Annotated in this window: 16 protein-coding genes and 1 pseudogene; 6 read left to right on the top strand and 11 right to left on the bottom strand. The window is 47.1% G+C overall.

Going from position 1 to position 26,435, the window contains the following annotated elements:
- Positions 1–92: 92 nt before the first annotated feature.
- Complete coding sequence (locus tag QQL66_RS16005; protein WP_284382767.1) at positions 93–785, top strand: TetR/AcrR family transcriptional regulator; 693 nt, start codon at positions 93–95, stop codon at positions 783–785.
- A gap of 592 nt (positions 786–1,377) precedes the next feature.
- On the opposite strand, the pseudogene QQL66_RS16000 reads toward QQL66_RS16005, so the two are convergent.
- From QQL66_RS16000 to QQL66_RS15970, 7 genes and pseudogenes are all read right to left on the bottom strand, one after another.
- Positions 1,378–1,536: pseudogene (locus QQL66_RS16000) on the bottom strand (helix-turn-helix domain-containing protein); the annotation flags it as partial.
- Between the two features lie 181 nt (positions 1,537–1,717).
- Positions 1,718–2,299, bottom strand: coding sequence for a hypothetical protein (locus tag QQL66_RS15995; RefSeq protein ID WP_284382765.1), 582 nt, complete (start codon positions 2,297–2,299; stop codon positions 1,718–1,720).
- A gap of 14 nt (positions 2,300–2,313) precedes the next feature.
- The gene (locus QQL66_RS15990; protein ID WP_284382764.1) at positions 2,314–6,516 is read right to left on the bottom strand and encodes an RHS repeat-associated core domain-containing protein; all 4,203 of its coding nucleotides are present in this window, start codon (positions 6,514–6,516) and stop codon (positions 2,314–2,316) included.
- Between the two features lie 295 nt (positions 6,517–6,811).
- Complete coding sequence (gshB, locus tag QQL66_RS15985) at positions 6,812–7,852, bottom strand: glutathione synthase (protein ID WP_284382762.1); 1,041 nt, start codon at positions 7,850–7,852, stop codon at positions 6,812–6,814.
- 151 nt (positions 7,853–8,003) lie between these two features.
- Positions 8,004–8,849 (bottom strand): crotonase/enoyl-CoA hydratase family protein, encoded by an 846-nt coding sequence (locus QQL66_RS15980; protein ID WP_284382760.1) that lies wholly within the window; start codon positions 8,847–8,849, stop codon positions 8,004–8,006.
- 249 nt (positions 8,850–9,098) lie between these two features.
- Positions 9,099–11,012, bottom strand: a complete 1,914-nt coding sequence (locus QQL66_RS15975) for a beta-ketoacyl synthase (protein ID WP_284382758.1) — start codon at positions 11,010–11,012, stop codon at positions 9,099–9,101.
- A gap of 279 nt (positions 11,013–11,291) precedes the next feature.
- Positions 11,292–12,260, bottom strand: coding sequence for a DMT family transporter (locus tag QQL66_RS15970; protein WP_284382756.1), 969 nt, complete (start codon positions 12,258–12,260; stop codon positions 11,292–11,294).
- Positions 12,261–12,669: 409 nt separating this feature from the next.
- Here QQL66_RS15970 and QQL66_RS15965 point away from each other — a divergent pair, with 409 nt between their 5' ends.
- Positions 12,670–14,106, top strand: coding sequence for an aminotransferase-like domain-containing protein (locus QQL66_RS15965; RefSeq protein WP_284382754.1), 1,437 nt, complete (start codon positions 12,670–12,672; stop codon positions 14,104–14,106).
- 92 nt (positions 14,107–14,198) lie between these two features.
- Here QQL66_RS15965 and QQL66_RS15960 read toward each other — a convergent pair whose 3' ends face one another.
- From QQL66_RS15960 to QQL66_RS15950, 3 genes are all read right to left on the bottom strand, one after another.
- Positions 14,199–16,331: a PKD domain-containing protein gene (locus QQL66_RS15960; protein ID WP_284382753.1), complete on the bottom strand. Its 2,133-nt coding sequence runs from the start codon at positions 16,329–16,331 to the stop codon at positions 14,199–14,201.
- 296 nt (positions 16,332–16,627) lie between these two features.
- Positions 16,628–17,491 carry an NAD(+) diphosphatase gene (gene nudC, locus QQL66_RS15955; protein WP_284382752.1) on the bottom strand — a complete coding sequence of 288 codons (864 nt, stop codon included), beginning with the start codon at positions 17,489–17,491 and terminating at the stop codon, positions 16,628–16,630.
- A gap of 93 nt (positions 17,492–17,584) precedes the next feature.
- Positions 17,585–18,052, bottom strand: coding sequence for an aminoacyl-tRNA deacylase (locus tag QQL66_RS15950; RefSeq protein WP_284382750.1), 468 nt, complete (start codon positions 18,050–18,052; stop codon positions 17,585–17,587).
- A 372-nt stretch (positions 18,053–18,424) separates the two neighbouring features.
- On the opposite strand from QQL66_RS15950, the gene QQL66_RS15945 reads away from it, so the two are divergent.
- From QQL66_RS15945 to QQL66_RS15930, 4 genes are all read left to right on the top strand, one after another.
- Complete coding sequence (locus QQL66_RS15945) at positions 18,425–20,434, top strand: acetoacetate--CoA ligase (RefSeq protein WP_284382748.1); 2,010 nt, start codon at positions 18,425–18,427, stop codon at positions 20,432–20,434.
- 213 nt (positions 20,435–20,647) lie between these two features.
- On the top strand, positions 20,648–23,146 hold the full coding sequence (locus tag QQL66_RS15940) for a hypothetical protein (RefSeq protein ID WP_284382747.1): 2,499 nt from the start codon (positions 20,648–20,650) through the stop codon (positions 23,144–23,146).
- Positions 23,147–23,358: 212 nt separating this feature from the next.
- Positions 23,359–23,769: a hypothetical protein gene (locus QQL66_RS15935; protein ID WP_284382744.1), complete on the top strand. Its 411-nt coding sequence runs from the start codon at positions 23,359–23,361 to the stop codon at positions 23,767–23,769.
- Between the two features lie 166 nt (positions 23,770–23,935).
- Positions 23,936–24,733, top strand: coding sequence for a crotonase/enoyl-CoA hydratase family protein (locus QQL66_RS15930; protein WP_284382743.1), 798 nt, complete (start codon positions 23,936–23,938; stop codon positions 24,731–24,733).
- Between the two features lie 183 nt (positions 24,734–24,916).
- Here QQL66_RS15930 and glpD read toward each other — a convergent pair whose 3' ends face one another.
- On the bottom strand, positions 24,917–26,434 hold the full coding sequence (gene glpD, locus QQL66_RS15925) for a glycerol-3-phosphate dehydrogenase (protein WP_284382741.1): 1,518 nt from the start codon (positions 26,432–26,434) through the stop codon (positions 24,917–24,919).
- Position 26,435: the final 1 nt, after the last annotated feature.

Raw genomic sequence — 26,435 nt, 5'->3', positions numbered from 1 at the left:
CTCTAAATGTAACACTGTTGTTATATTAATTTCATTGAAATATATAACAGTTGTGTTACATTCGTCAAATCGTTTCTTTTATTGGAATATCTATGAAGAAAAGCAGTATTGGACCTGTGAGCCAATCATTGGCGAACAGGGGCGCGGGCCGGCCTAAAAGCAATCAGTTACAAGGTGAAGAATTAAGAGAACACGTGATCGGTGCAGCAAGCCTTGTGTATAGTGAACACGGCTATCGCGACACATCGGTGGCTAAAATTATCGAATCTGCCGGTATATCCAGACCGTTGTTCTACCGACTATTTAAGAGCTGCTATGAAGTCATCGATATCATTGTAGAAAGAGCAAACAATGCGTTAATTGATACAACGAAGCAGATACTGGCGACAAATACGTCTCTAATATCCATGGTATCGAAAGGCATTGATGCGTATTTCGAATGGTGCCGGAATTACGGGCCTGTAGTTGGACCGATTTATCGGGAAATATCTGACAAGGAAAGCCCTGCTTATCACCATCGCCACCGATTGGTCGCAAGCATGATAGAGCAGGTCAATCAGATGCTCTTCGAACATAACCAACCAGAGCTTCCGGTTGTGTTCTTAGACGGCCTGATTTGTGTTATTGAGCATATTGGCAGTAATACATTTTGGCCCGAAGAGCAGCCGGAAACGATCGTGGAACAGAATCGAGCGATAGTAAAACGTATCGTGCTGGCTTCATTGGTGTTTGATGATAAGAGCGGAGTCGTTCCCGCTATTTCTCTTGGCAATATCCAAGGCTGAGGCTTTGTTGTGTCTGTAATCTGTGCTTTTGACGAATTTTCTAGAGATTGCTGATTTCTATTGAGATTTGAAACAAGGGGCTGATGGTTGAGAGGTGATGGACTTTGCCATTCTTAGAATGGCTGTCCACTTTTTCGTGGCTACCCAAACAATGAATTCAAGAAAGGTTTACCCGTCCCGTTAACAGATTACCTTGCGCTTGTGGATTGGACAGGGCGCATTGTTCGAGATGACAAACGCGGAGCTTTATCAAGCACACTGTCGCCAATCCTTGAACGGCTCTGCATGGACCAACAAGAATGGTTGAAGCTCTCTCAGGGTTTTGAGAAATCCTACAAAACCTTTGCGGGAGGATCTGACAAGATGAAACTAGCGAGTCAATTGCTCGGTTATCAACGACTGCGAACTTCCTGACTTACATTCCTAAAAAAGAGTAAGCACTCGGCACACGCTGAGGCTTTGTTATGTCTGAAGTCTGTGTTTTTGAGCGACTTTATGGTGACTGTTAGTTTGTACTGAGATTTTAAACAAAGGCTTGCTAGTTGTGAGGTGATGGACTTTGCCATTCTTAGAATGGCTGTCCACTTCTTCCGGGACAATAGACGTTTCCCACCGTATTTCGTTTCAACTCTCTACTGATGGTGCTGGGATCAACCTCCAGCAACTCAGCAATCTTTCTCTGACTCAAACTCTGGGATAAATAGGCTTGAATCTGGTATCGTTGACCTTCGACTAGCTGCCTGTAACTCATGGTGTTTTCTTTATGTTGTGGTGACTAAAGCTTACCACCAACAGGCAGTTAGTCTCTTCTCACCAGTTCAACCATGAGTGTTGCACTTATTATCTGAATTTAGGTTTTAATTCCTGATTTTGTGGAATGAAGGAGTTGAAATGGTGTGCTGTGGGGAAGGTATATTCATAGATAAGCACTTTTAAAACTCGGTAATCACCGCTTTATCCATCAATTCTTGTGGAAAGTCTTCTAGTTTTGATATTGGAAAGTAGCTGCCTTCTATTCCCTTTAGGCAGAAAGATAGGATTATATGATCTTTATTTGTTTCTAAAATTATTGCCCTTTGAAAAGAGTCATTAAATCGTTTAATACCTCCTAGGTCGATAGTTAATACTCTGATTCTAGTTATCTTTTCTCCAATGAAACCTGTCCAGCTGTCTTTGTTTGAGTAAGTTGGGTCATCATAAGTTAGTAGTGATGACCAGTCTCTGTAATAGTACTGTGTATCATCTTCAATACCGTTGTGTACATCCAACCAAGATACAATAGAGTCTTTTACATCATCTACACCAAATCCAATAGTATCCGCATTACTTAAGGTGATTAGAACTGTGTCACACTCTAGATTAAAATAAGTACTTAAGTTCTGTTTTTTCTCTGCCTCCCATTCCTTTAATGAGCTTTTGTAATAAACTCGTTGAATGTTTTCGATTTTATTACTCTTTAGGGATTTTATAATATCTTTGTTTTCTGTAAGGCCGTTTCTGATCTCTTCACACATAAAAACCTTCTATATCAAGTAGAGCTATTGTTTATTATATCTTCAACCATTTCTCTGTTAGTTCTTAGTCTTTTTATAGTTATTTTAACATCTTTTTCTTCCGCATATTTACCAGCATAAGCATCAAGAGGATCTGCCACAACAGGCTTACCATCTTCTCCATATAGTATCTGGAGGTCTTTGATAACTAGGTCTTCTCTTTTAATGATGCTATCCATTTTGTTGAGTTCATCTAATGTATCCTGGGATATTGCTTGACTAACTTGTTCCATACTGACATCTGCTTTCTTTCCTTTTCTGATAGCTAAAATGTCTTTGCCATTAAATAACTTTTTCTCCGCTATTAAACCTTTTACTTTTTCGCCACCAGGCAAGGTTACTATGCCTGTTCCAAAGATTTTTAATGTTGGTATTCCAAAACTACTTATATATTCCAGTAGAAACGCTTCTTGCTTTAAGTCTTCAAATGTATGAGGAGAACCATGAATAACATCTTTTCTTGGGACTAGGAAAACCTGCTCATCATTAATTGAATATGCTTCTTTAAATGCTCCCTTACCTAATAGGTTCTCTTCATTAAGAGTTTCTAATGGCAACTCCTTACAACTCAACCCAAACGGATCAACCCAGCTCACCGGGTTCGGTACGTACTGGTAATGGTTAATTCCGCCCGCTAGTCCAATCGGGTCCTGGTGGATGAAGCGGCCAATGGCCGGGTCATAGTAGCGGAATCGGTTGTAGTGCAGGCCGCTTTCCTGATCGAAGTATTGGCCTTGGAAGCGGATCGGGTTGTTGATCTGTTCGACGGCGATGTTGGCGATGCCAAAAGCGCTGTAGTCGGCTTGCCAGGCGATCTGACCCTGGTTGTCGGTTAGGGTGATCGGGGTGCCCAGGTGATCCAGGTGGTAGTGATACACTCGGCCTTGTTCGATTAATGCGATAGGCAGAAAGGTACCGGGTTCGTAGAGATACCAGCGGAAGTTGCCATTGTGATGTTCGCCGATCAGTTGGTCGCCGTCCCAGAGATAGTCAATCTTGCCTTGTTCGGTCAGTTTGGAAGCGCGTCGGCCGAGAGCATCGTATTGGTACTGATGCACTTTGCCTTGATGTTTAAGGCGGGCAAGTTGGTTAAAGGCGTCAAACTCGCGGCTTTGGTGCTGATCTGGATTGTCGCTGGTGACTTGTACCTGGTTGCCACAAGCGTCGTAGCGGTAGCGTTGTTGGCCGTGTTGGATTAACCGGTCGTTTTGAATTTGGTCGCTCGGACCGATGGGATTACCAAAGCTGTCCCAGTCAAACTCTTCTGTAGTTTTGCCGTCTTTTTCGCTGTTGGTTACGACCTGAGTTAATTGTTCCAGCTGATCGTATTGATAATCTTTGTTGCCCAGTAGGGTGTCCGAGACTTGGGCAATCTGATCGTTTTCGTATTGATAGTCGCGTCGGTGTGTTGTCTCTTCCGTCAGTGCGTCTTCAGCGTTGGGTGCTGCTTCTGACGAATAAGAAAACGCTTGTCCGGTCAGTCGTCCAAAGGCATCGATCTGTTGGGTGAGTAACACGCCATTGCTGCATTCGCGTTGGACTTCATGGCCGAGTGCATCAAACTTCCGTAGAAGAAGTGGTTGGTCGTTCAGACCGATTTGATGTAATCGACCATTGCTGTCATAGCGGTATTGAACCGTCTGTCCATCAGGGAAGGTTGTTTGGGTGCGGCGCCCTGCCAAATCGTATTGGTGCTGGATATTCCACTGGTCCTGCCAATGCTCTGTAACTTGCCCTAACGAACTGTATTGGAATCTGAGCTTGCGGTCGGCATTGGTGGCGTAAGTGACTCGACCCAGTTTATCGTACTGGAAATGATTGCTCTGGGTTTGCTTGGTGGCATGGTGGCGACCTGCATGTTCCGTTACCCGGCCTTGTGCATCGCGTTTAATCCGAATGCCGCGTTCGCCACTGTCGTCGGATTCAAGTAAACGACCTTCGCCGTCGTATTTCAGGGTTTGCTGGCGACCGTCAAAGCCGGTGAGTTTTACCGGCAGCTCTTCGCCATTGTATTCAATCTGATATTGATTGCCGTCGCTGCGTGTAATGCCGGTGAGGTTGCGTTCTTTGTCGTAATCAAAGCTAAGCCAGCTGCCATCGGCCCGAATCTGTTTAACCGGCTGTGACAGCCCTTGATACTGATATTCGTGGGTATGACCTTTGCTGTCTGTGTAGTGGGTCAGACGCCCTGCGTCATCATATACATAGCTTTGTGTTCTCTCTTTCGTTGGTTCCAGAGCGTTATCGGGTTGTGATTGTTCGAACTGACGTACCTGCGTCAGTTGACCTTTGCTGTCACGCGTGTATTGAATGACCAGACCGCGAGCATCCAGCACACCGTTGAGTCGACCCAGTTCGTCGTAGCTGAATCGGGTTTGCTGATCGCCGGTTTGTTGAGCCAGCAGTTGCCCGTCTTCATTCCACAAGTATTGAGTGGTGCGTTGATCGGGATGAATGCGCTCAACAAGTTGGCAGCGGTCATTGTATCGAAATTGGGCTGTTGCTCCGTTGGGGTAAATCTCTTGTTTCAGGTGACCGGCGACCGTGTATTCTTTTCGCCAGGTGTTTCCTTCGGCATCAATGGTGACGATGCGTTGGCCGATGCCATTGTATTGGTAGCGAGTTGTCGCGCCATCGGGTTGAGTGATGGCAGTGAGCTGACCAAGGTCGTTGTAGGCGAAACGGGTGATCGCTTCATTTGGAGTGATCTCTGCGACTTTTTTACCATGCTCATCAAACTGGTACTGCCATCGGTGGCCGGAAGGCGATTCTTTGGTGATGAGACGTCCTGCTTCATCATGCCAGAATTTCCAGACCTGGCCTCGGCCATCGGTACTGATGGCAAGGCGTTCATCATCGTGGTATTCGAAGTGGTAATCGTAGTTGCCGTCGTCACCCCAGTTGCGAATGCATCGAGCAGTCGGGCCGTCACCTTGCCATTCGAAATAGTGATTGTAGCCACTGGCACGAGTACGCTGAGTGAACAAATGCCCGGCGTATTGGTAGCGCTCGGTTTGTTGGCGTGAATCGGTTGCTGACACCAGATCGTTATGAGCGTCGTAGTGGTATTCCGCCAGCGTTTCAGGGTGGTGGACTACGCCTTTGTCGGTTCGTTGGACCGCTTTAATGTGAGTTAAATGGCCGCTGTTGTCGTGGTAAAGTTCAATGCCGCGTGACGGTGTGGTGTCGATGCGAGTAAGTCGACCGTTCCTGCTGTAGAAAAAGCGCAGTTGATTGCCGTGGGTGTCACTGACCCGATCCAGTACCCAGGTATTTTGAATATTTGGACTGCGTACAAATACCCAGTGACTGTTGTCATTTTTAATCAGGCGATGGCTGCCATCGGCTTCGTGATGAAGGGCCAGCCCTTCGGACAACTGATAGCTGGTTTGACCTTTTTCTACCGGAAGGAAAGGCAGTCGACGACCTTCTTCATCGATGAATAGTAGGGATTCCAGTTTCGGATTGATCTGGTTGTACGGATCTTTTTGCTCAATTTCTTCATAAACTTCCATCAATTGAAGATGAAAGTTGCTGCGCCATCCGTGACCCAGACCGATATCCTCATGGCACTGACTGGAACGGTAGCTGCGAACCCAACGGATTGGCATTGGGCCATCCAGTTCAAAGTCCAGCAGTTCAAGAATCTCTTCGCCGCTGCTCATTGCCACCGGGTCGCCTAATAACTCTTTATCGCTGTTCTTTTGATCGTTTTGTCCACTGGCATTGGTGCCCTGGGCATTGGTGACTTTGGTGCCTTTGTTGGTGGTTTCGTTGGCTTGACCACCTTTTTGCAGCTCTTTTTTTGGAATGGCGGGCTTTTGGGTGGCTTCTACGTATTGGATGACTGGTTCTTTTGGCGGCTGGAGGTATACATGCAAGTCACCGTTAACCAGCAATGTAGCAACAAGTTGAAATATTTCACTCTGTCCATTTTCTGAACTTGTATCATACTGGAGGCGATAGCGAGGGTTCTTGTCGAACGCTTTAAGAACATCCGCAAGATTGGTTTGGTTCGGGTTGATGTTATTTATGCCGATTTGTTTGGTAACATAGTCACGGGCTTTATCGACATCCGTGAAGCTTTGCTTATGGCCAAGGTTGGCATCTCCACTATTAGTGAAGAGGTATACCCCCCCTCTGCTACCGTTTACTTCGATGAGTTTCTTCGCATCCATGCGTTCTCTTTCCTTAAGTACGCTTTCCTGTATGCGTCATATATAGCGAAATCTTTTTTTAGGCCATCGACTGGGTCAAATTCTTGAATAAATCACGACAAAAGCGCCAATTCTGAGTGTTCTGTAAACAGCTGAACTAATGCCTTGTACTGATGATTTTATCGATAACAAAAATGGAAGAGGGAGAGAAAAAGAGGGGGTGTTTAAACAATTTGACCACCTCAGAGGGTGGTCAAATATGTGCCTTGATTGGATTTGGCTTAACTACTTAGAGCCGACTTAGGCGCATGTCCAATCAGTGTTGGTTACGAATGTCGTTAAGGCGTTTGATCAGGAATTCCAGCTCGGCGCGTTCTTCCTGTTTCTCATTGACCTTTTCTTCAATGGCATCAACGACCTGACGCTGCAATTTCACTTTGTTAAGACGGTTGATGTTGGTAATACCGCCAGGGTTGCAGACGTTTACTTCCAGAATCTTATCGCCAATCATGTCTAAGCCCACAAAGAACAGGCCGTCAGCGGCCAGCTTAGGGCCGACTTTCTTACATACGTGCAGTTGGCTTTCGGTCATGGTGTATTTGTGTGCCGAACCACCCTGTTGGATGTTTGCACGAATATCACCGTCTGCAGGCTTACGTTGATAAGCACCAATGTATTTACCGTTCAGCATTAATACACGAACGTCACCGTGTTCAGCGCCTTCAATGTACTCTTGCAGGATCACGTAATTGCTGTGGCCCTGACCACTAATGTAGAAATCAAGAAGTGAGTTGATGCTGGATTGAGCGTTTTTCTCCAACACAATCACACCTCGGCCACCAGAGCCATCCAGTGGTTTCAGAATCATTTTTTCTTTTTCTGATTCACTGACCACCCGTCTCAAGTAATCTTTATTCTTCGAAACATGGGTAACCGGCAAGAAGGTGTTATTCGGGTCATGAAATGTTGTGGTGTAAAGTTTATTGCTGGCCTTACGCAAGCCATCAACATCGTTTAGCACTACGGTTTCGTTTTTGATTGAATCCAGGAAGTTCAGCAAGATAGGATCAATTGGTGGATCTTTACGAATGAATAGAGCATCAAATGCGTGCAGAGGCACCATTTTTTCTTCAAAGGTTACGCGCTTGTAAAAGCTGTCGTACTTGTCCGGAACCTTATCCATCCCTTGAATAATCTTCACAAAACCGTGCACCACGTTTTCGCGTACAGTTAGGTTTTGAGGATACAAAACCGCAACTTTATGCTTGCGAATCAAACATTCCTGAATGATGGACAAGGTTGCACTTTTACCTGGCTCGATGTCTTCCCAGGCGTTGATGATGAATCCGATATACAAGGGCGTGTTCCCATTTCTAGAGTTAAAGATTCGGGTATTTAACTCTAGAAATGTGACATTAGGAATGAAATTTCAGATCAAAAAAATAGATAGTTTCGTGCTCTAATTAATTGATCTGAAATGATTCATTCCTTGTGTTGATAGCTGCTCTTTAGAGATCTGAGAATAGCGGCTTTTTCGGCAGGATCGGATCAAAGTCTGCCGTGGTCTTCTGGGCGCTGGCCGCGAAGCTTTTCATCATGTCATTCGGGCGGAACATGCCTGATTGCCAGGTTGCCATGTACTTTAAGCTGTCTTCTACGGAATGATCGCGACTGAAGTTGATCATTTCTTTACAGCCTGCGACAGCCATCGGCGATTGTTCGGCAATTTGTTGTGCGATTTCCATTACGCCTTCGAGCATGGCTTCTTGATTCTCAAACACTCGATTTACAAAGCCCATCTCTTTGGCTTCCTGAGCGGAGAATTTGCGCCCTGTGTAAGCCAATTCACGGGCAATGCCTTCTGGCACTAATTTCGGGAAGCGTTGCAAGGTGCCTAAGTCGGCGGTCATACCGAGCTGGGTTTCTTTGATGGTGAAGAACGCATCTTCGGTACAATAGCGACTGTCGGTGGCACAGATCATGTCTACCGCGCCACCAATACAACCGCCGTGGATGGCCGACAGTACTGGCATACGGGCACGTTCTAGCACATTGAACACTTCCTGAAGATCTAGCACCAAACGGCGGAGGTTTTCAGCCATTCGAGCCGGGTCACCCTTGTTTGGTAAGGCTTTTGGGTTGCTGAATACGGCCAAATCCATGCCGGCACAGAAGTGTTTGCCTGTAGAGGAAAGAACAATCACGCGGGCGTCTGCCTGTGCATCGATCTCTTCGATAACGCCATGAAATTCACGCCAGAAGTCGATGTTCATGGAATTAAGGGCTTCCGGTCGGTTCAGAATGACATGGGCAATATGATCTTTGATGTCTACTTTTAAGCTTTTTAATTCCACGATGATTCCTCTTTCACTCTTTTTATTTAGAAACTATACACTGTAAGGTTGTGCGTAAGCTACGTTAGTGATCTGAGTGTAGGTTGTCAATCTTCAGTTGGTGAAAGTATGTAATCGAAAGGGAGAGCGATACGGGAGGGGAGATGCTGTATGAAACGTGGAAAGGGAATAGAGAGGCTAGCTTAAAGCATTGTTTAAGCTAGCCAGGGATCCAATCAACACAGAGACGCTGATCAATAGTGGATTAGATTAACACATGTCTTCGAACGGGTTTTTAAGATCCAACGAGATACTGTTCTTATAGCCCGGTAGCGTCATCGAGTCTTTGGACAGTTTGATTTGCTGCTCATCGATCATCCCTTCACCGTAGCGATAGAAGAGATCGAATTGACCGTAATTCGCCGCAGTGCGGTACGCGTCCTGGTTTTGTTTTACTTGCATACGCTGAGCCTCTTTGGCTTTAACCGCTGCTTCGCCATGACGTTTCTCAATCATTTTCCAGGTAGTGTTTGGTGACAGAATCACAGCGGTGGCATTGTTACCACCAAATCCTTTGGAGTTGATGAAGGCCACTTCTTGAGGCTCACACGGTGCGTGTTCCGTTCGGATGGTGAGGTGCTCGTCGAACACGTCATCCGCAACTTCTTTAATGGTGGTGATGCCCGGCATGATGTCGTGAGCAAACACGCCCAAGGCCCAGGCCAGTTGGTCACCACTGGCAGGGCCGAGTGAATGTCCAAGATAGGCTTTAGGCGCGGCTACTTGCCAGTCATTAATGCCAAAAGTTTCCGCCACGGTATGGAAAATGTGAGATTCGGTGACCCGGTTCTGTGGTGTACTTGAACCGTGTGCCAGGACAAAACTGTGTTGTTGAACGCTTTCTTCACCCACGATGTTTTTTGCTAAGGCTACGGCTTTTGCCATCGAAATATAGTTTCCAGGACCAGGCGCTGTAATGGATTTTTTCACACCGTCGGCGTTGACGAAGACATCTGCGACGGAGCCGAGTACATCTGCACCCAATTCAAGTGCCAGCGTATCGTCCATCAGGATGAAGTATTGAGCACCTTCACCTAAGGTGAAACCACAGTTCTGACCGAACGGGCGGCTGGTTTTTCGATAATCCACCTGATCGGTTTGGTCGATCATGCGTAGGTATTTTTCGTTGGCTAAGGCACCCATGTTGCCGAAGCTTTCTGCCGCTTCCGGTACGATCAGTGCGTCCGAGTTGCCAACGATCGCGGCACGGATTTTTCCGCTTTGAATGTCGTGAGCGGCGGCTTTCAAGTTGTACAGAAAGCTGGCACAGGCACCGGTGGCACTGATGGTGGAACCCACGCTTCCGGTGACATAGGCGTTGATGAAATCGCTCGGTGCGGTGTTCAAACTCATTGCGGCGTTTTTAGAGCCAACGCGAGATCCTTTCAGGCGAGCTTGCATGGCATTGCCGAGACCTTCTGCATGCAACTGACCTTGTGTGGAGCTGGAGTAGGTACCAATTTGATCCGGGCTGACCTGATCGAGAACATCCTGCCAATCAATGCCTGTGGATTTAATCGCATCCGTCGCGCCAAAGATTACGTTTTGCAGTCCACGGGGTTGGTGGTGGCTGTTATACAACTTGGCCGGATCAAAACCTGTTGGTAATTGGCCGGCCGCTTTGATCGGGTTGTCGAGTGTTGAATCGTGAAGCACTTCCAGTGTGCCTGCCACATTGACGTCACTGACGCCCGTTGGGTTACCTTCTTCATCTACCGTTTCTGAGACTGTCCAGTTCTCTGGTAACGGGCTAGGCAGGTCTTTGGTTTTTACTGTGAAGCTGAAATCGGCCTGCTTTGCCGAGAGCGACATTTTTTGTTGCCAAGGGGTCGCATCGGGATCGAAATGTTCTTTTTCGATTTTACGAATTAATGTTCCGGCTAACACTTGTTCGCCAAAAGTGTCTTCGATCTGATCGTCTTCTATGACTTGGTTGTTCTGGTCGATCAATTGTCCGTCTTGATACCGGACCAGATTCATTAAACAGGCAAGGCCGAGAAATGTTTCCTGGCGCTGTTCTGGCGAGAGCTGGTCAAGCACAATGCGTCGGAAGCCTTGGTGAAAGGAGGTTCTGCCTGATGCGTTGATGCCGCCCATGCCGACAATAACTGGTAATGCTGTCATAGTGATCCCGTTCGAACTTTAAAGTTAATACTCGAAAAAGAGGCAAGTGTACGCTGTTTAATACTTTAGGTTTAGTTTTTAAGCGTTATCAAGTGTAAAAACTTATGAATTTGGGATCGGTGGCCTGTTTTCAGGACAAAAAAAGGCCGGTCAGTGACCGGCCGAAGACTCTCAGTGAGAGAATCGAAGTTCTTAGCGCTCTTTCGAGCAAAGGGAGACAAGAACTCCGAGACTTAGGGATAGGACAAGGCAGTTATCCTAAATTTCGAGTATCAGGTGTTATCTGAATTTCAGCGCTCCGAAGACTGCGGCTGCAATTAACAACACGTAAGTAAGTTGACTCAATTCCAGTGCCTCACCCAGTAACAGTGCGGCAAAGATTAATGTTAAGAACGGTTGCAACAGTTGCAGTTGGCTGATTCGGCCAATGCCTGCTTGTGCCATGCCGTCGTACCAGAAGTGGAAGCCTAACCATTGGCTGATCAGAGCCAGGTAAATGAGGGCCAGGCCGGCTTCCAGATTCCACGAGAATCCATCCATTGCATAGTAGCCAAAGATCAAACCAGAGACTGGAAGATACAAGATCATCATCCAGCAAATGGTCTGCCATCCGCCCAGTGTTTTTGCTACATGTCCACCAATGGCGTAGCCAAAGCTTGCAGACGCTAAGGTCAGTAAGAGCGAAGCAGGCAGATCAACCGACAGTCCGTTAGTAAAGTAATGGCTCAGTAGTGCAAATCCGGCAAAAGCGCTGATCCAGAAGCCTACGTTATGACGTTCCTTGGCAACAAAGACCGCCAGAATAGCGGTTAACAGTGGCAGTGCTGACAGCGCGACGCCCATTTCAACCGCCGAGGTCTGCTGTAAGGCCACGCTGATGCCGTATGGAAAACCAATACAGATCCCAAGACCTGCCACTAACAAACCACCGGTTTCACGCAACGTAGGCAATCGGCTGGACAGTTTGCCAATCAAAAAGAGGCTGAAGACGCCAGCTAATAATACGCGGACGGCGGCAATGGCTTCGGGGCTGAAACCGGTCAAAGCAATCTTCGTCATCGGCACTGTTAAGCTGAATAACACGACCGCAACAAACCCTTTGGCAATGCCTTTGTAGTTTGGCGCATCAATGTTAATTGCGTGTTCAGCCATGCGGCGCATCTTAATGGTGCCAGCATCTTTGTGAGTCAGTGCACGCTCCCTGGAGGAGGATGCAGTTGATAGTGTTGGTCTTGTTAATAAGTCCATTGTTAACCCTCCAGTGTTATGACGTCTAACGATGGGGTGCTTTGAATGTACGCTTTGCCATCGGTAAAAAGTCGGTTGCTAAGAATTGTTTTTTATTGGGATCTGACGTCTTGAATTTGATGTCGATCCATGGAGATGTATTGTCTAGAAAATGCACAGGTACAGTTAGAGGCAGTACAGTTTTAAATTTGCATAACAGTTTGGGAAAATTTTGAAACTGTACTGGTTCTTTTCATCTAAACTGTACTCAAGAGCATGACAGGAAACAGTGTACACTTTGCTCAAAGCCTTATAGAACAAGGTCTAGAGAGGGTAATTACAGGCGATAGCTGGTTTTTTTCTTATGTGAGATAAAAAATTATCTGTGCTGTTTTCTATTGGATACTAAATATTACTGAGGGTTACAGTCATGTCTTCATCAGCCGAAAAGAGTACGTTGTACCAACTCGTGGCCAATGAAATTGCTGAGGATATTCAAAATGGCATCTACGGATCTGGTCAAAAAGTACCCAGTGTTCGTAAGTTGAGTAAACAGCGCAGTGTCAGTATCTCTACCGTAACCCAAGCCTATGCCTTGCTCGAAGACCAAGGGTTTTTAATTGCTCGACCTCAAGCGGGCTATTATGTGCGGGAGGGGGCTAATGAGCCGCTGTCTCCACCGCCAATGTCTCCCGGGGGTGAGCCGAGTATTTGCAGTAAGAGTGACATGATCCAGCATATGCTGGCGCACTGTAATCGTTCCGATATGGTCAATTTGGGGGCGGCGATTCCTGATCTGCACTTCATCCCAGCCAAGGCCCTACAAACCTACATTCAGAAAGTAACCCGCTTTAATTCTCGTGAAGTGTTCAGTTATCAGTTCACTCCGGGTCATGAGCCATTACGTACCCAGATTGCTCAGCGTATGCGGTACAGTAATGTGCGCTGTACTTCCGATGACATCATTATTACCAATGGTTGTTCGGAAGCACTGAACATTGCGTTGAGAGCGACCACCAAAGCTGGTGACATAGTTGCTGTAGAGTCGCCGTGTTATTACGGTTTCTACCAGTTAGCGGATGTTCTGGGATTAAAGCTTATTGAAATCCCGACCGACCCTGTGGAGGGTATTGGCTTTGAAGCGTTGAAGCTGGCTTTACAACAGTGGGATGTAAAAGCCGTAGCGTTGACCTGTCGCCACAGTAACCCGACAGGCGCATCAATTCCGCTGTTTAAGCAAAAGCAGATTTATCAGCTCTGTAAAGTCTACGATGTGCCAATCATCGAAGATGATATTTATGGTGACTTAGGTTTTGAAGGTGAAAAAAACCATACCATGAAAGCTTTGGATGTGGATGGCCGGGTGATTTACTGTTCGTCGTTTTCAAAGACCATTGCACCGGGACTTCGTGTGGGCTGGACGATTCCTGGTCGTTATCGCGATGAGCTGGAGTGGTTACAGACCTTCAATACCTTCTCTGCGGCGAGCATATCGCAATTCGCATTACATGCTTACCTGGAAGGCGGGCATTACGATCGTCATTTACGCACTGTACGAGCGGCGTATCAGGAAAACCTGAATAACTTTAAACAGCTAATTAAGTGTAATTTTCCGGATGGTACGTTAATTTCGGAACCACGTGGTGGCTTTATTTTGTGGGTGTGTCTGCCAGAAAATGTACGGGTGGTTGAGCTGCAAGAAAAAGCATTGCATGAGGGCGTGACCATTGTGCCGGGTGCGGTGTTCTCCGGGACAGATCATTTCCAAAATTATCTACGCATCAGCTGTGCGGTGCCCTGGAACGAAGACGTTAAAAATGCCATCCGCTTGTTAGGCAGGATGGCATGTGAGATGGCACAGGAATAAAGGATTATTGAGGAATAAAGGATTATTGAGGAATAAAGGATTATTGAGGAATAAAGGATTATTGAGGAATAAAGGATAAGAGTGGCAGTCGATTACCACGCCGCTCTTAAATCCAGGGCTTCACCCAGATTTGGTCCGGTACACGGGTCAAACAAGGCATATTTGCCTGCAATCCGCATATACTTGGGTTGTCCGTCGTTGGTCAGCCCGGACAAGTCGAGTGCCGTTGTTAATTGATACGGTTGACCATCCGGTGAGGTGCTTTCAAACACTAACTCTTCGGCTTCATCACCAAAGACTCCGTCGTCGTTTAAATCAATCCAGATTTTCCAGCTTGTCGAGCGTTCAGTTGCGGCCGGTGCTCCCTGAAGGTTAATAGTGACATTGGCTGGATCACTTAAAGTCAGTACCGTGTTGGTGTAATCGGATTCCGTTGCTGTGTAACCAATGTCTTGCCCGTCCAAGACCACCTGATTCAAAGTATTGGTGCCGACCGTGTTACGGATTGGGCAATATTGATCTGTCACTGACAGGGTGCGGGTAAAGTTGTCGGTTTTGCCATTGGTGGCGTTGACGGTCAGTTTGACGGTGTAATCCCCTGAGGCGGCGTAGCTGTGCTGAGGGTTTTGTTCTGTTGACGTTGTTCCATCACCAAAGTCCCACAGCCATTGATCAACTTCGGCCGGTGTTTGACTGCTGTCGGTAAAATGGGACGTCAGTTTATAGTTACGGTAGTCAAAATGGCTGAGAACATCGGCCGCATTGAGACGAATCTTAACACTGCGAAAGGCGTTTTCGACATCGCCTCTTGCGTGTCCTAAGGCTTCAGCAGAGTCCGCAATGCATTGTGCGACTTGAGTTAGCGAAGTGTCGGCTTGCCAGCAGGTACGTGCCGAGTCCAGATAGACCTGATAGGCATTCTCGATCCCCCATTGATTGCTCAACAGATAAAAGGGATATGAGATCATTCCGATTCTCTGGTAATAGTTATTGCCTGCATCGTCGTAGTCGAGATAGCTGTCGATGGCATTGGTTTCGGTTTTAATGCGGTCTAAATAGCGAAGACCGCCGTCGGATTCCTGGCCGTACACCCAATCATTGGCATTGTTGGTAAAGTGGTATTTGACCATAGTGCCGGAAATATCACTGAAGGCTTCGTGCAGGGTTTTAGCGTCCTGACTGAGTTCTGTGTCAAAGCCTTTCAGATTGGAGATTCTGTTTAGCACGCCGTGGGCCACTTCATGGCCGATGATGTCCAGTGTGGCGAGGGTATAGGCGTAGCCATAGGCATCTGCGAAGTTGGCATAGGCACCATCCCAGAAAGCGTTCGTGTCGGTTTCCAAGCCATAATGGACGCGCAATCTGAGCTTGTCTTCCAACGGCGGTTCGCCTAAATAACGCTGAAAGGCATCGTAGGCCAAGGTGCCGTAAAACATCGCATCGTTTAAGGTGGAATAGGTGTAGATATCCACATTATTGTCCGCCAGGATCGGACGCTCAGTATTCTCTGGTGTGTCATCACATAAGAACGAAAAGGCAGGAAAGGAGACATCGTTGGCGGTATTGGCCTGATCACTGTTATTTTCCCAAACGGTATCCCGCTCATTGGCCATGTCGATGACTTGTACCAAGCCATTATCCAGATAACACAAGCCGCCTTGTTCATTGGTACGACGAATGCTGATGGTTGGGCGATCTGTGCCGTAATTCCAACTTTGTTGCTCGTTGCCGCCGGGGCCGGTCATGTTCACATTGCCTGTGAAATCATGGAAACGAATCCGCGTTCCAGTATCCGATTCACCCACGGTATTAGCCGGGAAAAGCAGCAAACCATCGCTGCCAACCGGAATCTCGGTATTCGCCGGAATCGATATTTGGAACGGTGTATTGGTGTTCGATACTAGCCATGCAGCCCCCAGTTTTGTTCCGGTATTGGTGGCCCAATAGAGGTTTACCGTATCGACATTGCTGTTCTCTGCTGAGAAATCGGCATTTAACTGAATCTGGAGATTCCCGGACAGCTGATTTGTATCTCCGTCCATATCCCGAATGTAGGCTTGATGTATTGGGTTTTCTGGTGCTTCCGAAGCAGGAACGCCTGTATCGGGCGGTGTGGTACCATTGGAGCTACCGCCACCACCTCCGCCGCCACAGGCTGTCAGAGTGAGAATGGAAGCGAGACTCAGTATTCGATAGCAGGATCGATGATGTACAGAAAACAGCATGGTCTGTCCTTAGTCCAAAATGTGGTTGTGTTGGTCGAAATGTTTATTAATTGAAATGCTTACCAGTCGAGATGGTTATTGGTTGAAATGTCAGGAAGAAAGTTCGTTGTTATACCATCGAATTCTGACTGAATAGTTAACCAATTTTCGGAGGTATCAGAATTCTAACGATGGAGGCTTTTTGTGACTAAATTGAGGATGTTTTTGACAGGTATTTATCAGGCTGATGAATGCAATAAACTTCAGCCCAAGACCTGCTTGGGCTGATGTCGGTCATGCCAGAACGACGTGATCTTTTAATCCTGAGATCGCTGATATTCCCGAACCCCTTCTTCGATCAATCGTCCAGCAATACTGGTGATCGGTGGGTGTGTCGGTAGCTCATCAAAGTGGAACCATTGGGCGTCTTCGATTTCATCGGGGTTAATGGTGATGTCTCCATCCCGATAGTCGGCAATGTAGCCAAGCATTAGCTGGGAAGGGAAGGGCCAGCTTTGGCTGCCAAAGTAACGGACGTTTTTCACCTTGATGCCGGTTTCTTCCCATACCTCGCGTTTCACCGCTTGTTCCGGCGTTTCTCCCGGTTCCATAAAGCCCGCCAGCGTACTGTAGAAGTTGGCAGAACGATGAGCACCTTTCGCCAACAGGCAGTGATCGCCGCGCTTGATTAACACGATCACGCACGGTGAGATGCGCGGGTAAAAGTACAGGCTGCAGTCGGAACACTTGAAACTGTATTCCTGAGGCACTTGTTCGGTCTTTCCGCCACATCGACCGCAGAATCTGTGATTCTCATGCCAGTCCAACAACTGTCGGGCACGTCCGAGAAGTTTCGGTAAACTCTGATGTTCGAGCAAAATCAGTGAGCGCAGGTTAGAGGTCTTCATGTCGTCGGGCAGCTGGGTTGATTCTGGCAATCGACAGGTATAAACATTGGCGCTGGGCGTTTCTTTGGTGTGGCCGATGAACAATCGCGATGCTTGTTGCATCAAGGGTTCAGCTTGTTCCAAAGATAAGAACGGGGAATGATCTTGGTTCAGTACCACTTGATCCCGAATGAAGAGCACAAAGCAATCCGTCTCTCCCAAATGCAGTTGAATCGACAACCGGAGAGGATGATCGAGCTGCTCTTTACCAATATCAATACCTGATGAACTCATGATGAGCGATCCTTGCACGTAACCCACGGAGTCGTAACGCTAACATGAGCCCAAACCAGAGTAAATTCTCTGGTTTGGAAAACTCTAAGATGATCAGTGAAGTATGGTAAAACGGGCGACTCTTGGGCGGGTTAACGTACAGTAATCAATCATATCCATTTGAACAATTTCTGTATGAGATCCTGCGTTAAAGCTGATGCTGTCCTGACTGGATAAATAGGCCGACAGTATCACCGGCATTCCATAGAGGTTGCCAAAGGGTGGCATGCTGCCGGTTTCACAAAACGGAAACTCATCTTCAAATTCATCTTCATGACATAGCCTGACTCGTTCGCCACCCAGGGCATCAGAGAGGCTATCAAAATCGATGCGTTCACAGGCCGCCGTGACGACCATCAGATGTTTACCATCGACTTCAATGATGATGGGTTTTGCCATTTCTTTTCCGGAAATATGGGTTGCTTCAGCGGTTTCTTGTGCTGTGAATGTCGGGGCATGGTTGTGAGCCATGTACCTCACTCGGTTTGCGTCTAAATACTCGGTAAGTTGTCTTACAGGCATGACTCGGATCCTCCAATACGGCTTGAGGAGACAGAACCGGAGAGATCCTTTCTGTGTGTCGTCCTCTATAAAATGAACTGCCTCTTACATTGGTTTGATGCCTAAGAAGCCAAGGTACTGGGATTACATTCGGTACCTAAGTATCTCTAATTAAGGTTGAATCCAAGTATTTTGCAAAATGGATTTTGGAAAAGATGACAGGCGGTGTTATGGCGGGGTTAAGTGTGGAATTAGCTTTACGTTTACGTTAAGGTAATGTTGTTTATAATCCGGTTAACGATGGAACATCTAAACTGATCTAGATGATTGAGCATGTGACTGGAAATGTTTGTTTGACGACGTAATGTGCCGTGACACTCGAAGGAACTATGTATGCCTGAAGCCAAGCCTAATCAACCTCTTTGGACACCCTCTGCTGAACGAGTTCAACAGACTCGGATGTCTGCTTTTATGGCGAAGGTGGGTAAGCCGGAGCAGGACTATCAATCTTTATGGCAGTGGAGTGTCGATCAGCCTTCTGAGTTCTGGCGTTCTGTCTGGGAGTTTGCGTCATTGACGCCAGCGCTATCTGCGAGTCAGGTGGTGTTGGAAGATTCACAGCGGATGCCGGGTGCTCGTTGGTTCCCTGATCTCAAAATGAACTTTGCAGAGAACCTGTTGAAGGCATGCCAGGTTGAGGGGTTTGACACCTCGAAAGCGGCCTTGGTGTTTCGGGATGAAGCTGGTCATCGAACGTCTATCAGTTATCAGGAATTATACGGCCGAGTGGCTCAATGCGCGTCTGCCCTGAAAAAGCAGGGCGTCAGCATTGGTGATCGGGTGGCCGGATTCATGCCGAATGTGCCTGAAACCGTTATTGCGATGTTAGCAACGACCAGTTTGGGGGCCGTTTGGTCATCCTGTTCCCCCGACTTTGGTTTACAGGGGGTGCTGGATCGTTTTGGACAAATTGAGCCCAAAGTTCTGATCACTACGGATGGTTATTATTACGGTGGTAAGACATTGGATTCCTTAAGCAAGGTATCTGAAATTATTCAGCATTTACCCTCTCTGGAACGGCTGGTGGTAGTCGGTTATCTCAATGATCGGTTGGGTGCTGCTGACCTTGGTGATCTTAAGAGTGCGTTTTCCGCTGTGTCTATCTGGTCTGAATTTCTAGATGATCAGGCCACGGAGATTTGCTTTGAACCATTACCTTTCGATCATCCTTTGTATGTGATGTATTCCAGCGGAACCACAGGCGTGCCGAAGTGCATGATTCACAGTGCCGGAGGCACTTTGATTCAGCATGCTAAAGAACTGATGTTGCATACGGATGTGACGCCAAGCGATACCATCTTTTATTACACCACTTGTGGTTGGATGATGTGGAATTGGCTGGTGTCCAGCTTAATGACGGGCGCCACCCTGGTGTTGTTTGATGGCTCGCCGTTCCATCCTGGCCCTGAGGTTTTATGGGATATGGCAGAGCAGGAGTCCGTGTCGATTTTTGGTACGTCTGCCAAGTACATTGCCGCGTTGGAAAAGGCCGGTGTGAAGCCTGGTCTAAGCCATGACTTGTCTTCATTGAAAGCGGTCTTATCCACAGGTTCGCCGTTAGCCCACGAAAGCTTTGACTATGTGTATCGGGACATTAAGCCGGACGTCTGTCTGTCTTCGATTTCTGGTGGGACGGACATTATTTCCTGCTTCGTATTAGGGAATCCAAACCTGGCTGTGTGGCGGGGTGAACTGCAATGCCTTGGGTTGGGTATGGCGGTGTCTATCTATGACGATGACGGACAGGCGGTGATTGGCGAAAAAGGCGAATTGGTGTGTGAAAAAGTGTTCCCATCGATGCCGGTTGGTTTTTGGAATGATCCTGATGGTGCCAAGTTTCATAAAGCCTACTTTGCTTCCTGGCCGAACATTTGGGCCCACGGTGATTACGGCGAGTTAGTGCGTCATGACCATCAAGCGCACTCGGGGATGGTGATTCATGGTCGTTCAGACGCAGTGCTTAATCCGGGCGGGGTTCGTATTGGCACGGCGGAAATTTATCGCCAGGTTGAACAGGTTGATGAAGTCATTGAAAGTATCGCAGTTGGGCAACAATGGCAGGACGATGTGCGGGTGGTGCTTTTCGTGGTGCTAAAAGAAGGCATTCAATTGACTGAGGAACTGGTTCAGCGAATCCGAACCACTATTCGTCAGCATACGACACCACGACATGTGCCTGCCAAGGTTATTCAGGTGGCGGATATCCCCCGAACGATTTCAGGAAAAATCGTTGAGTTAGCGGTGCGTAATGTGATTCATAACGAACCGGTAAAAAATACCGATGCTTTGAAGAATCCAGAGGCATTAGCGTATTTCAAAAACCTCAAAGAATTAGACAGCTAAGACGAAATTTCAGTGGTCTGATTAGGTTCGAATACGAACAATTACTGATCAGATACACTTTGACTACGAGAAGTATGAAAATGTAAAACTTATTACCTCGAATCTTAAATATCTTGGTCTAACCTTAATGTGTAACTTAAGGTCGTAGTTGCATAAAAAGTTGGAACGTTAGTTCCGTTCTTTATGGACACAGATAGATCTCAGGAGAGATTCATGAAGTTGATTCGAGATAATAAGTTTAAAAAAGGTGTTTTAGCAGTCGCCATATCAGCAGCACTTACTGGATGTAATTGGTTCGATGATGACGATGATTCATCAAGCTCTAGTTCAAGTTCTTCAAGTCAAAGTACCACCTTCAACGTATCCTTAGGCAATGCTCCTCAGACATTGGCATCGGCCAGTTTTGATTGGACAAATCCATTAGTCTCCATGATGTCTCAAGCGTATGCCGATACGACGGGTCTCGATGAGACCAACTTTAAAGTTGTGATTGTTGATGCTGATGGAAATGCGGTGGAAGTATTTGAACTTACCGCAGATCAGGTAGAAGAATCTCCGGCAGGTTCTGGAAATTACGTGATTGAAGCGCCTGGTGTACCACAGCTGAATTGCGTAATCGCAGTCAATGTGGATGGTGAATTAATTGTTGAAGCAGGTGACTCTCTTGCCTCATCAAATGCCTTGTTTGCACCGACAACCGCCACAGACATTGATGTGGATCTTGAATCAACGGTCGCTTATCAGCAGTTCCTGGAAACGGTTCAAACCAATGGTGGTTTTGATGCTTACGATGTTGATGATCCTGGACAAGTAGCTGCTGTCGAACAGTTAATCAGTAATGTTGAACAGCAATTAGAAGCATTGAATCTTGAAGATTATCTGAGTGATGCAAACATCGATTTGGCAGACTTGTTATCTGGTGAAGAAGTTGTCGATGAAGAGGGTAATACGGTTAACTTTGAAACTGTATTGAACGATGCCGTTGATGAAATCATTAACGAACAAATCGACGATATTCAAAATGCGACAACGACCACTATTGCGAGTTTGGTTCAAAATGGTGGATTGAATTGGTTCTGGGCTGAGGCGGATACGGAGTTCAGTCAGGATAACTCTCCTTACAATAAAGACTTTGATGAGCTTGAAGTGGAGCGTGGTGCCATTTCGAGTACGGGTGAAGTCTTCTATGAATACGATTTTGACGCAGATGATTGGACGGAAGGCGAAAGTTTTGACCCAACTTCTGATGATGCCGATGACGATTTGGTACTGACGGCTGAGGGCTGGGTAAACAGTTCTGATTCCATCGAGGTGGTAAGTGTCAATACGACCGAAGGAACCGTGTTGTTACAGGATTCGGCTGTAAACTCTCTTCAACTTGAAGTAAGTACGCTCCAGGCGCTTGATTTGGAAGGCAAGAACATTGAAGACTTCCTAGAGACGAATGCGGATGAAGAAGATCTGGCTACTTTCATTGGCTCTGACGCTGTCTTTGGTGCCGGTGCGACGGGCGTCAAGATCAGTGTTGCAGCGGTTAATGATAACTATACCTTGTGGTATGACGAAGGTGAGGACGACGGAAGCTGTTGGGGGAACGCCAATGAGCTAGCGGCTGACCGTGGTGGCAACTGTGAGACCGTTTGGGTGAATAACTCCGAAGGGCCTGCAACTGCGTTAACTCAGCTTGTGACGGACACGCCTTCTACTTCAGACACTATCTTTAATTCTACGGTTGCTGTTTGGGTCGATGACGTATTGGTTGAGTTGGTAGAAACCACCGAAGTCAATGAAGAAACTCAAGCAACGACCACCGTGCGTACCGCGCAGTTCTTTATTTACGGTGACGGTAATACCACGTTATTTGTTCCTGAAGATGGTTCAACTCCAGAATGGTCTTATGCATCACCTACCGGTTTAGGTGCAGACGAATCCCTTATTGTGCTACCGATTCCTGAGGAATTGATGGACGAGATGGATTCGGACGATGATGAAGCCGTTCGTATCTTTGCTGTGCATGATGGCTTTGTTCGCCCTGGTGTCTTTGTCGAAGCGGGTGCCGTTGAAGACGAAGGCGGTGAGTGGGTATTCAATGCGACTGCAGCAAACAACATCGTGGATGCGTTTGACAGTATTTATCAGGACGTATTCTTAGTTGATTGTTTCTATGAGTCTGGATGGGACGATAATGCATTTGAAGGGCTGGGTGCACCTGTCGAGCCTAACACTCTGAAAGCGTTTGAAGCATCTGTGAACGACGAAGAGTGTGGTGGTGTCGTCAGTGGTGTTGACGCTGATGTATTAACTGCGAATACCTGGTACGACGATGGTGATGAAGTTACGTTTAATGCGGATGGCACCGGTTCATTCTTTGAGCCAGCAGAAACTGAGACTGATACAGATCAGACCTTTGAATTCACTTGGTCGATTAATTCAACAGCGGATGATGGGATTCCAAATGGAACCATTGAAATCGTTATTGATACGACGATCAATGAGCAAGATCTGATCTTCACTGAGCGATATGCGCCTGTGGGTTATGATGCTGAAGCTGGTCTTCTTTCGTTCAAAGCGTTCTCGACGAATTCCATCTGGTACTTTGAGGGATCTGATATTCCTGATGGCACGGGTGAAATTTGGTCAGGCACTTTGAGCACGAGTCAGACTACTTCTGATGCTGGAACAGTGACAGAAGTTCCTCTCACAGCTCAGTAATTTACTGATCTGACGTCCAAAGCCGCATCCTAAGTGGTGCGGCTTTTTAGTCTCCGTCTGTCATGGAGTTGTAAAGAAACGTTAAGAAAACTTGTTCGTAATCGTGAAAAGGCTTAAAGTCCCCGCTCTTTGAGTTGTATGAATAATAACCTTTGTGGATGTAGGTGATTATCACCTGACTTAAATGATGTGGAGTAGTTGAAGAGGTCTTTATGGCAAAGCAGCACGGTCATACTGATATAACGCGAGAAGGGCAATTGTTTATTTGTCGCCCTCAAGGTGGCTTCAACATGGAAGGCGCTCAGGAATATGAGCTGGCGTTTGCCAAGGAAGTGGTGAAAATCCAGGATCGCCCTTGGGCTATTATGGAAGTCTTACAGCGATTTGAAGCAGCATCGCCTGAAGTTATGAAGCGTATCGGAGCACAGTTTACCTGGTGTGCGCAGAATAATTGTCGTTGGTTGGCGGTTGTTAATGAGTCTCCTCTGATGGCACATTTAGTTCAACAATACCTCGGTGATTCTGGTCTGGAATTGCAGATTTTCACTGAAGAAGAAGAGGCGTTACGCTGGCTAAGACAATGCCTGCAAGATGATCCTCAGGTTCAACAAATCACAGGCTAATCTTCAGCCTTGACGTCCATCTAATCTAACGTACTCTATTAAACACATGGCGAATATCGCAGCACTTGAATGCGTTTCCAAGTGCTCAACGTGTTCCTGTTGGTTCCCGGTTCCCTCGGTAGTCGTCCACACTGTGTGTTGAGTTTAATAGAGGAATGTCATCGCTATGAGTTGTCTGCTTATTTCCCAGGATGGAGGGGTGGTAACGGCCCGTCTAAATCTACCTGAACTAAGAAATCCCATTTCAGAACCCGAGATGATCGAGGCCATTGAGTCGCTGTGTGAGTCGATTAATCAAGATCCAACGGTGAGTGTGCTAATTCTGACGGGGGAAGGTAAAGGTTTCTCTTCGGGTGGTAATGTTCAGCACATGAAGGAAAAGTCCGGCATGTTTGCCGGGGACCCGAATGAATTGGCGGAGAATTATCGTCAGGGCATTCAACGAATCCCGAAAGCCATTTTTGCACTGGATGTGCCGGTGATTGCGGCAGTGAATGGTGCTGCAGTGGGGGCAGGATGTGACTTGGCGATGATGGCGGATATTCGTATTGCCAGTGCTCGCGCCTGTTTCGCCGAAAGTTTTGTGAAGCTGGGGATAATTCCTGGTGATGGTGGTGCCTGGTTTTTGCCTAAAGTTGTTGGCTATGCGCGAGCGGCTGAAATGGCATTTACCGGTGATATGATCTCGGCTGAACAGGCGTTGGCGTGGGGTATGGTGTCTAAAGTGGTTGAGCACGATGACTTGATGGATGAAGCATTGGTTTTGGCTAAGCGGATTGCCTCAAATCCGCCCCAGGCGGTCCGGGAAACTAAGAAATTGATGCGTTTGGCTCGTGCCGCCTCATTAGATGAATTACTGGATGAGTCCGCCCGGGTTCAATCGCATTTGCACCAGACCGAAGATCATATCGAAGCAGTGAACGCCTTTCTTGAAAAGCGCTTGCCTGTTTTTAAGGGCAAGTAATTGTTCTTTTTCGTGCTGAATTAATCCAAAGCATAGAAAAAAGAAAGACCGCTCGGCCGGGGAACCTGAGCAGTCTAAAAAGGGAAAACTGGGTGTTTGGTCTAATGACCTGTGGTAACTGTTCTTTTTAGGTTCTGACCCAGTGTCACTGGGCAGAATGTGCGTTGTGTCATCAGAGATTCATTACTGGAATTTCGGTGCAATGTTGTAATGTTTCTCTAGATAGTAATTCAAATGATTCTGTTGCTGATGATCCAGGAACAGTCCTAGTTTGGTTCGACGCCACAGTAGATCTTCTGCAGAAATAACCCACTCATTTCTCACCAGATAATCAACTTCACAGGAGTACAATCCGTTACCAAAGTGCGTGCCCATGTCTTCAGGGGAACGTACGGTGTCCAGAAACTTCATGCACAGCGTGCCATACGCGTCTGAATAACGGTTGATGGTATCCTGACGAAGCCATGGATAACGCTCTTCCAGCATTAGCTTGAACTGTGCTTTACCGTGAGGGAAGTCGCCCCCAGGCAAGGCTTTTTGTTTCGTCCAGGCCTCGCCCATTTCCGGGAAGTAATCACCAAGCTTCGTCATCGCGGCTTCTGCGAGTTTGCGGTATGTGGTGATTTTCCCGCCAAACACAGACAATAATGGCGCGCTTTCCGGTTGCGTCATGGCAAGCGTATAGTCACGGGTAATCGCCGACGGGTTGTCTGATTCATCGTCGCACAGTGGACGTACACCCGAGTAGGTCCAGATTAAATCCGCCGGAGTTAACTGATGTTTGAAGTGCTTGTTGGTGACCGTCAACAAGTAGTCTACTTCTTCGGCTGAAATAGCGACTTTACCCGGATCGCCCTTGTACTCAACATCGGTGGTTCCGATCAGAGAGAACTTCTCAAGGTAGGGAATCACAAACACGATTCGTTGATCTTCGTTTTGAAGAATAAAGGCTTCGTCCCCTTTATGAATACGAGGTACGACAATGTGGCTGCCTTTAATTAAGCGAATGCCGTAAGGAGATTTGGTTTCCACCTGGTCTTTGATGAAGCTGGCGACCCAAGGGCCTGCAGCGTTGACTAAGGCTTTCGCTTTGACGGTGTAACGTTTGCGTTCACCGCCTCCGAAAGGGGTGTCTTCCATGACGCAATGCCAATATCCATCCTCGCGTTTGGCATCGATACACTTGGTGTGATTACGAATAACCGCACCGTTTTCTTGAGCAGACAGCAGGTTGGTGATCACAAGTCGTGCGTCATCCACCCAGCAATCGGCGTATTCAAATCCTTTTTTGATTTTATCGTCTAACGACGATTCACCACGGAACTTAACCTTATGAGAACCCTGCAACTTTTCGCGTTTACCCAAGTGATCGTATAGGAACAAGCCACTGCGGATCATCCAGGCTGGGCGAAGGTGTGGTTGGTGCGGAAGAATAAAGCGCATCGGTTTTACTAGATGTGGAGCGATCTCCAGTAGCACTTCGCGTTCTTTGAGAGCTTCTTTTACCAACCGGAATTCGTAATGTTCCAGATAACGCAAACCCCCGTGGATCAACTTACTGCTTGCTGAAGACGTTGCAGAGGCAAAGTCTTTTTGTTCGCAAAGATACACAGAGAGTCCACGACCCGCTGCATCTGCCGCAATACCTGCGCCGTTAATACCGCCGCCAACAATGACCAAATCGAAGGTTTGAGTGTTCATA

This window comes from Litoribrevibacter albus, from assembly GCF_030159995.1.
GTDB lineage: Bacteria > Pseudomonadota > Gammaproteobacteria > Pseudomonadales > Litoribrevibacteraceae > Litoribrevibacter > Litoribrevibacter albus.
The sequence above is the reverse complement of the archived record's forward strand: the minus strand, read 5'-3'. Positions and strand labels throughout refer to the sequence as shown.

Bases quoted from the DNA above. Each gene is read 5' to 3' on its own strand.
- QQL66_RS16005 (WP_284382767.1), top strand. From the start codon at position 93: ATGAAGAAAAGCAGTATTGGACCTGTGAGCCAATCATTGGCGAACAGG.
- QQL66_RS15995 (WP_284382765.1), bottom strand. From the start codon at position 2,299: ATGTGTGAAGAGATCAGAAACGGCCTTACAGAAAACAAAGATATTATA.
- QQL66_RS15990 (WP_284382764.1), bottom strand. From the start codon at position 6,516: ATGGATGCGAAGAAACTCATCGAAGTAAACGGTAGCAGAGGGGGGGTA.
- QQL66_RS15975 (WP_284382758.1), bottom strand. From the start codon at position 11,012: ATGACAGCATTACCAGTTATTGTCGGCATGGGCGGCATCAACGCATCA.
- QQL66_RS15970 (WP_284382756.1), bottom strand. From the start codon at position 12,260: ATGGACTTATTAACAAGACCAACACTATCAACTGCATCCTCCTCCAGG.
- QQL66_RS15965 (WP_284382754.1), top strand. From the start codon at position 12,670: ATGTCTTCATCAGCCGAAAAGAGTACGTTGTACCAACTCGTGGCCAAT.
- QQL66_RS15960 (WP_284382753.1), bottom strand. From the start codon at position 16,331: ATGCTGTTTTCTGTACATCATCGATCCTGCTATCGAATACTGAGTCTC.
- nudC (WP_284382752.1), bottom strand. From the start codon at position 17,491: ATGAGTTCATCAGGTATTGATATTGGTAAAGAGCAGCTCGATCATCCT.
- QQL66_RS15950 (WP_284382750.1), bottom strand. From the start codon at position 18,052: ATGCCTGTAAGACAACTTACCGAGTATTTAGACGCAAACCGAGTGAGG.
- QQL66_RS15945 (WP_284382748.1), top strand. From the start codon at position 18,425: ATGCCTGAAGCCAAGCCTAATCAACCTCTTTGGACACCCTCTGCTGAA.
- QQL66_RS15940 (WP_284382747.1), top strand. From the start codon at position 20,648: ATGAAGTTGATTCGAGATAATAAGTTTAAAAAAGGTGTTTTAGCAGTC.
- QQL66_RS15935 (WP_284382744.1), top strand. From the start codon at position 23,359: ATGGCAAAGCAGCACGGTCATACTGATATAACGCGAGAAGGGCAATTG.
- QQL66_RS15930 (WP_284382743.1), top strand. From the start codon at position 23,936: ATGAGTTGTCTGCTTATTTCCCAGGATGGAGGGGTGGTAACGGCCCGT.
- glpD (WP_284382741.1), bottom strand. From the start codon at position 26,434: ATGAACACTCAAACCTTCGATTTGGTCATTGTTGGCGGCGGTATTAAC.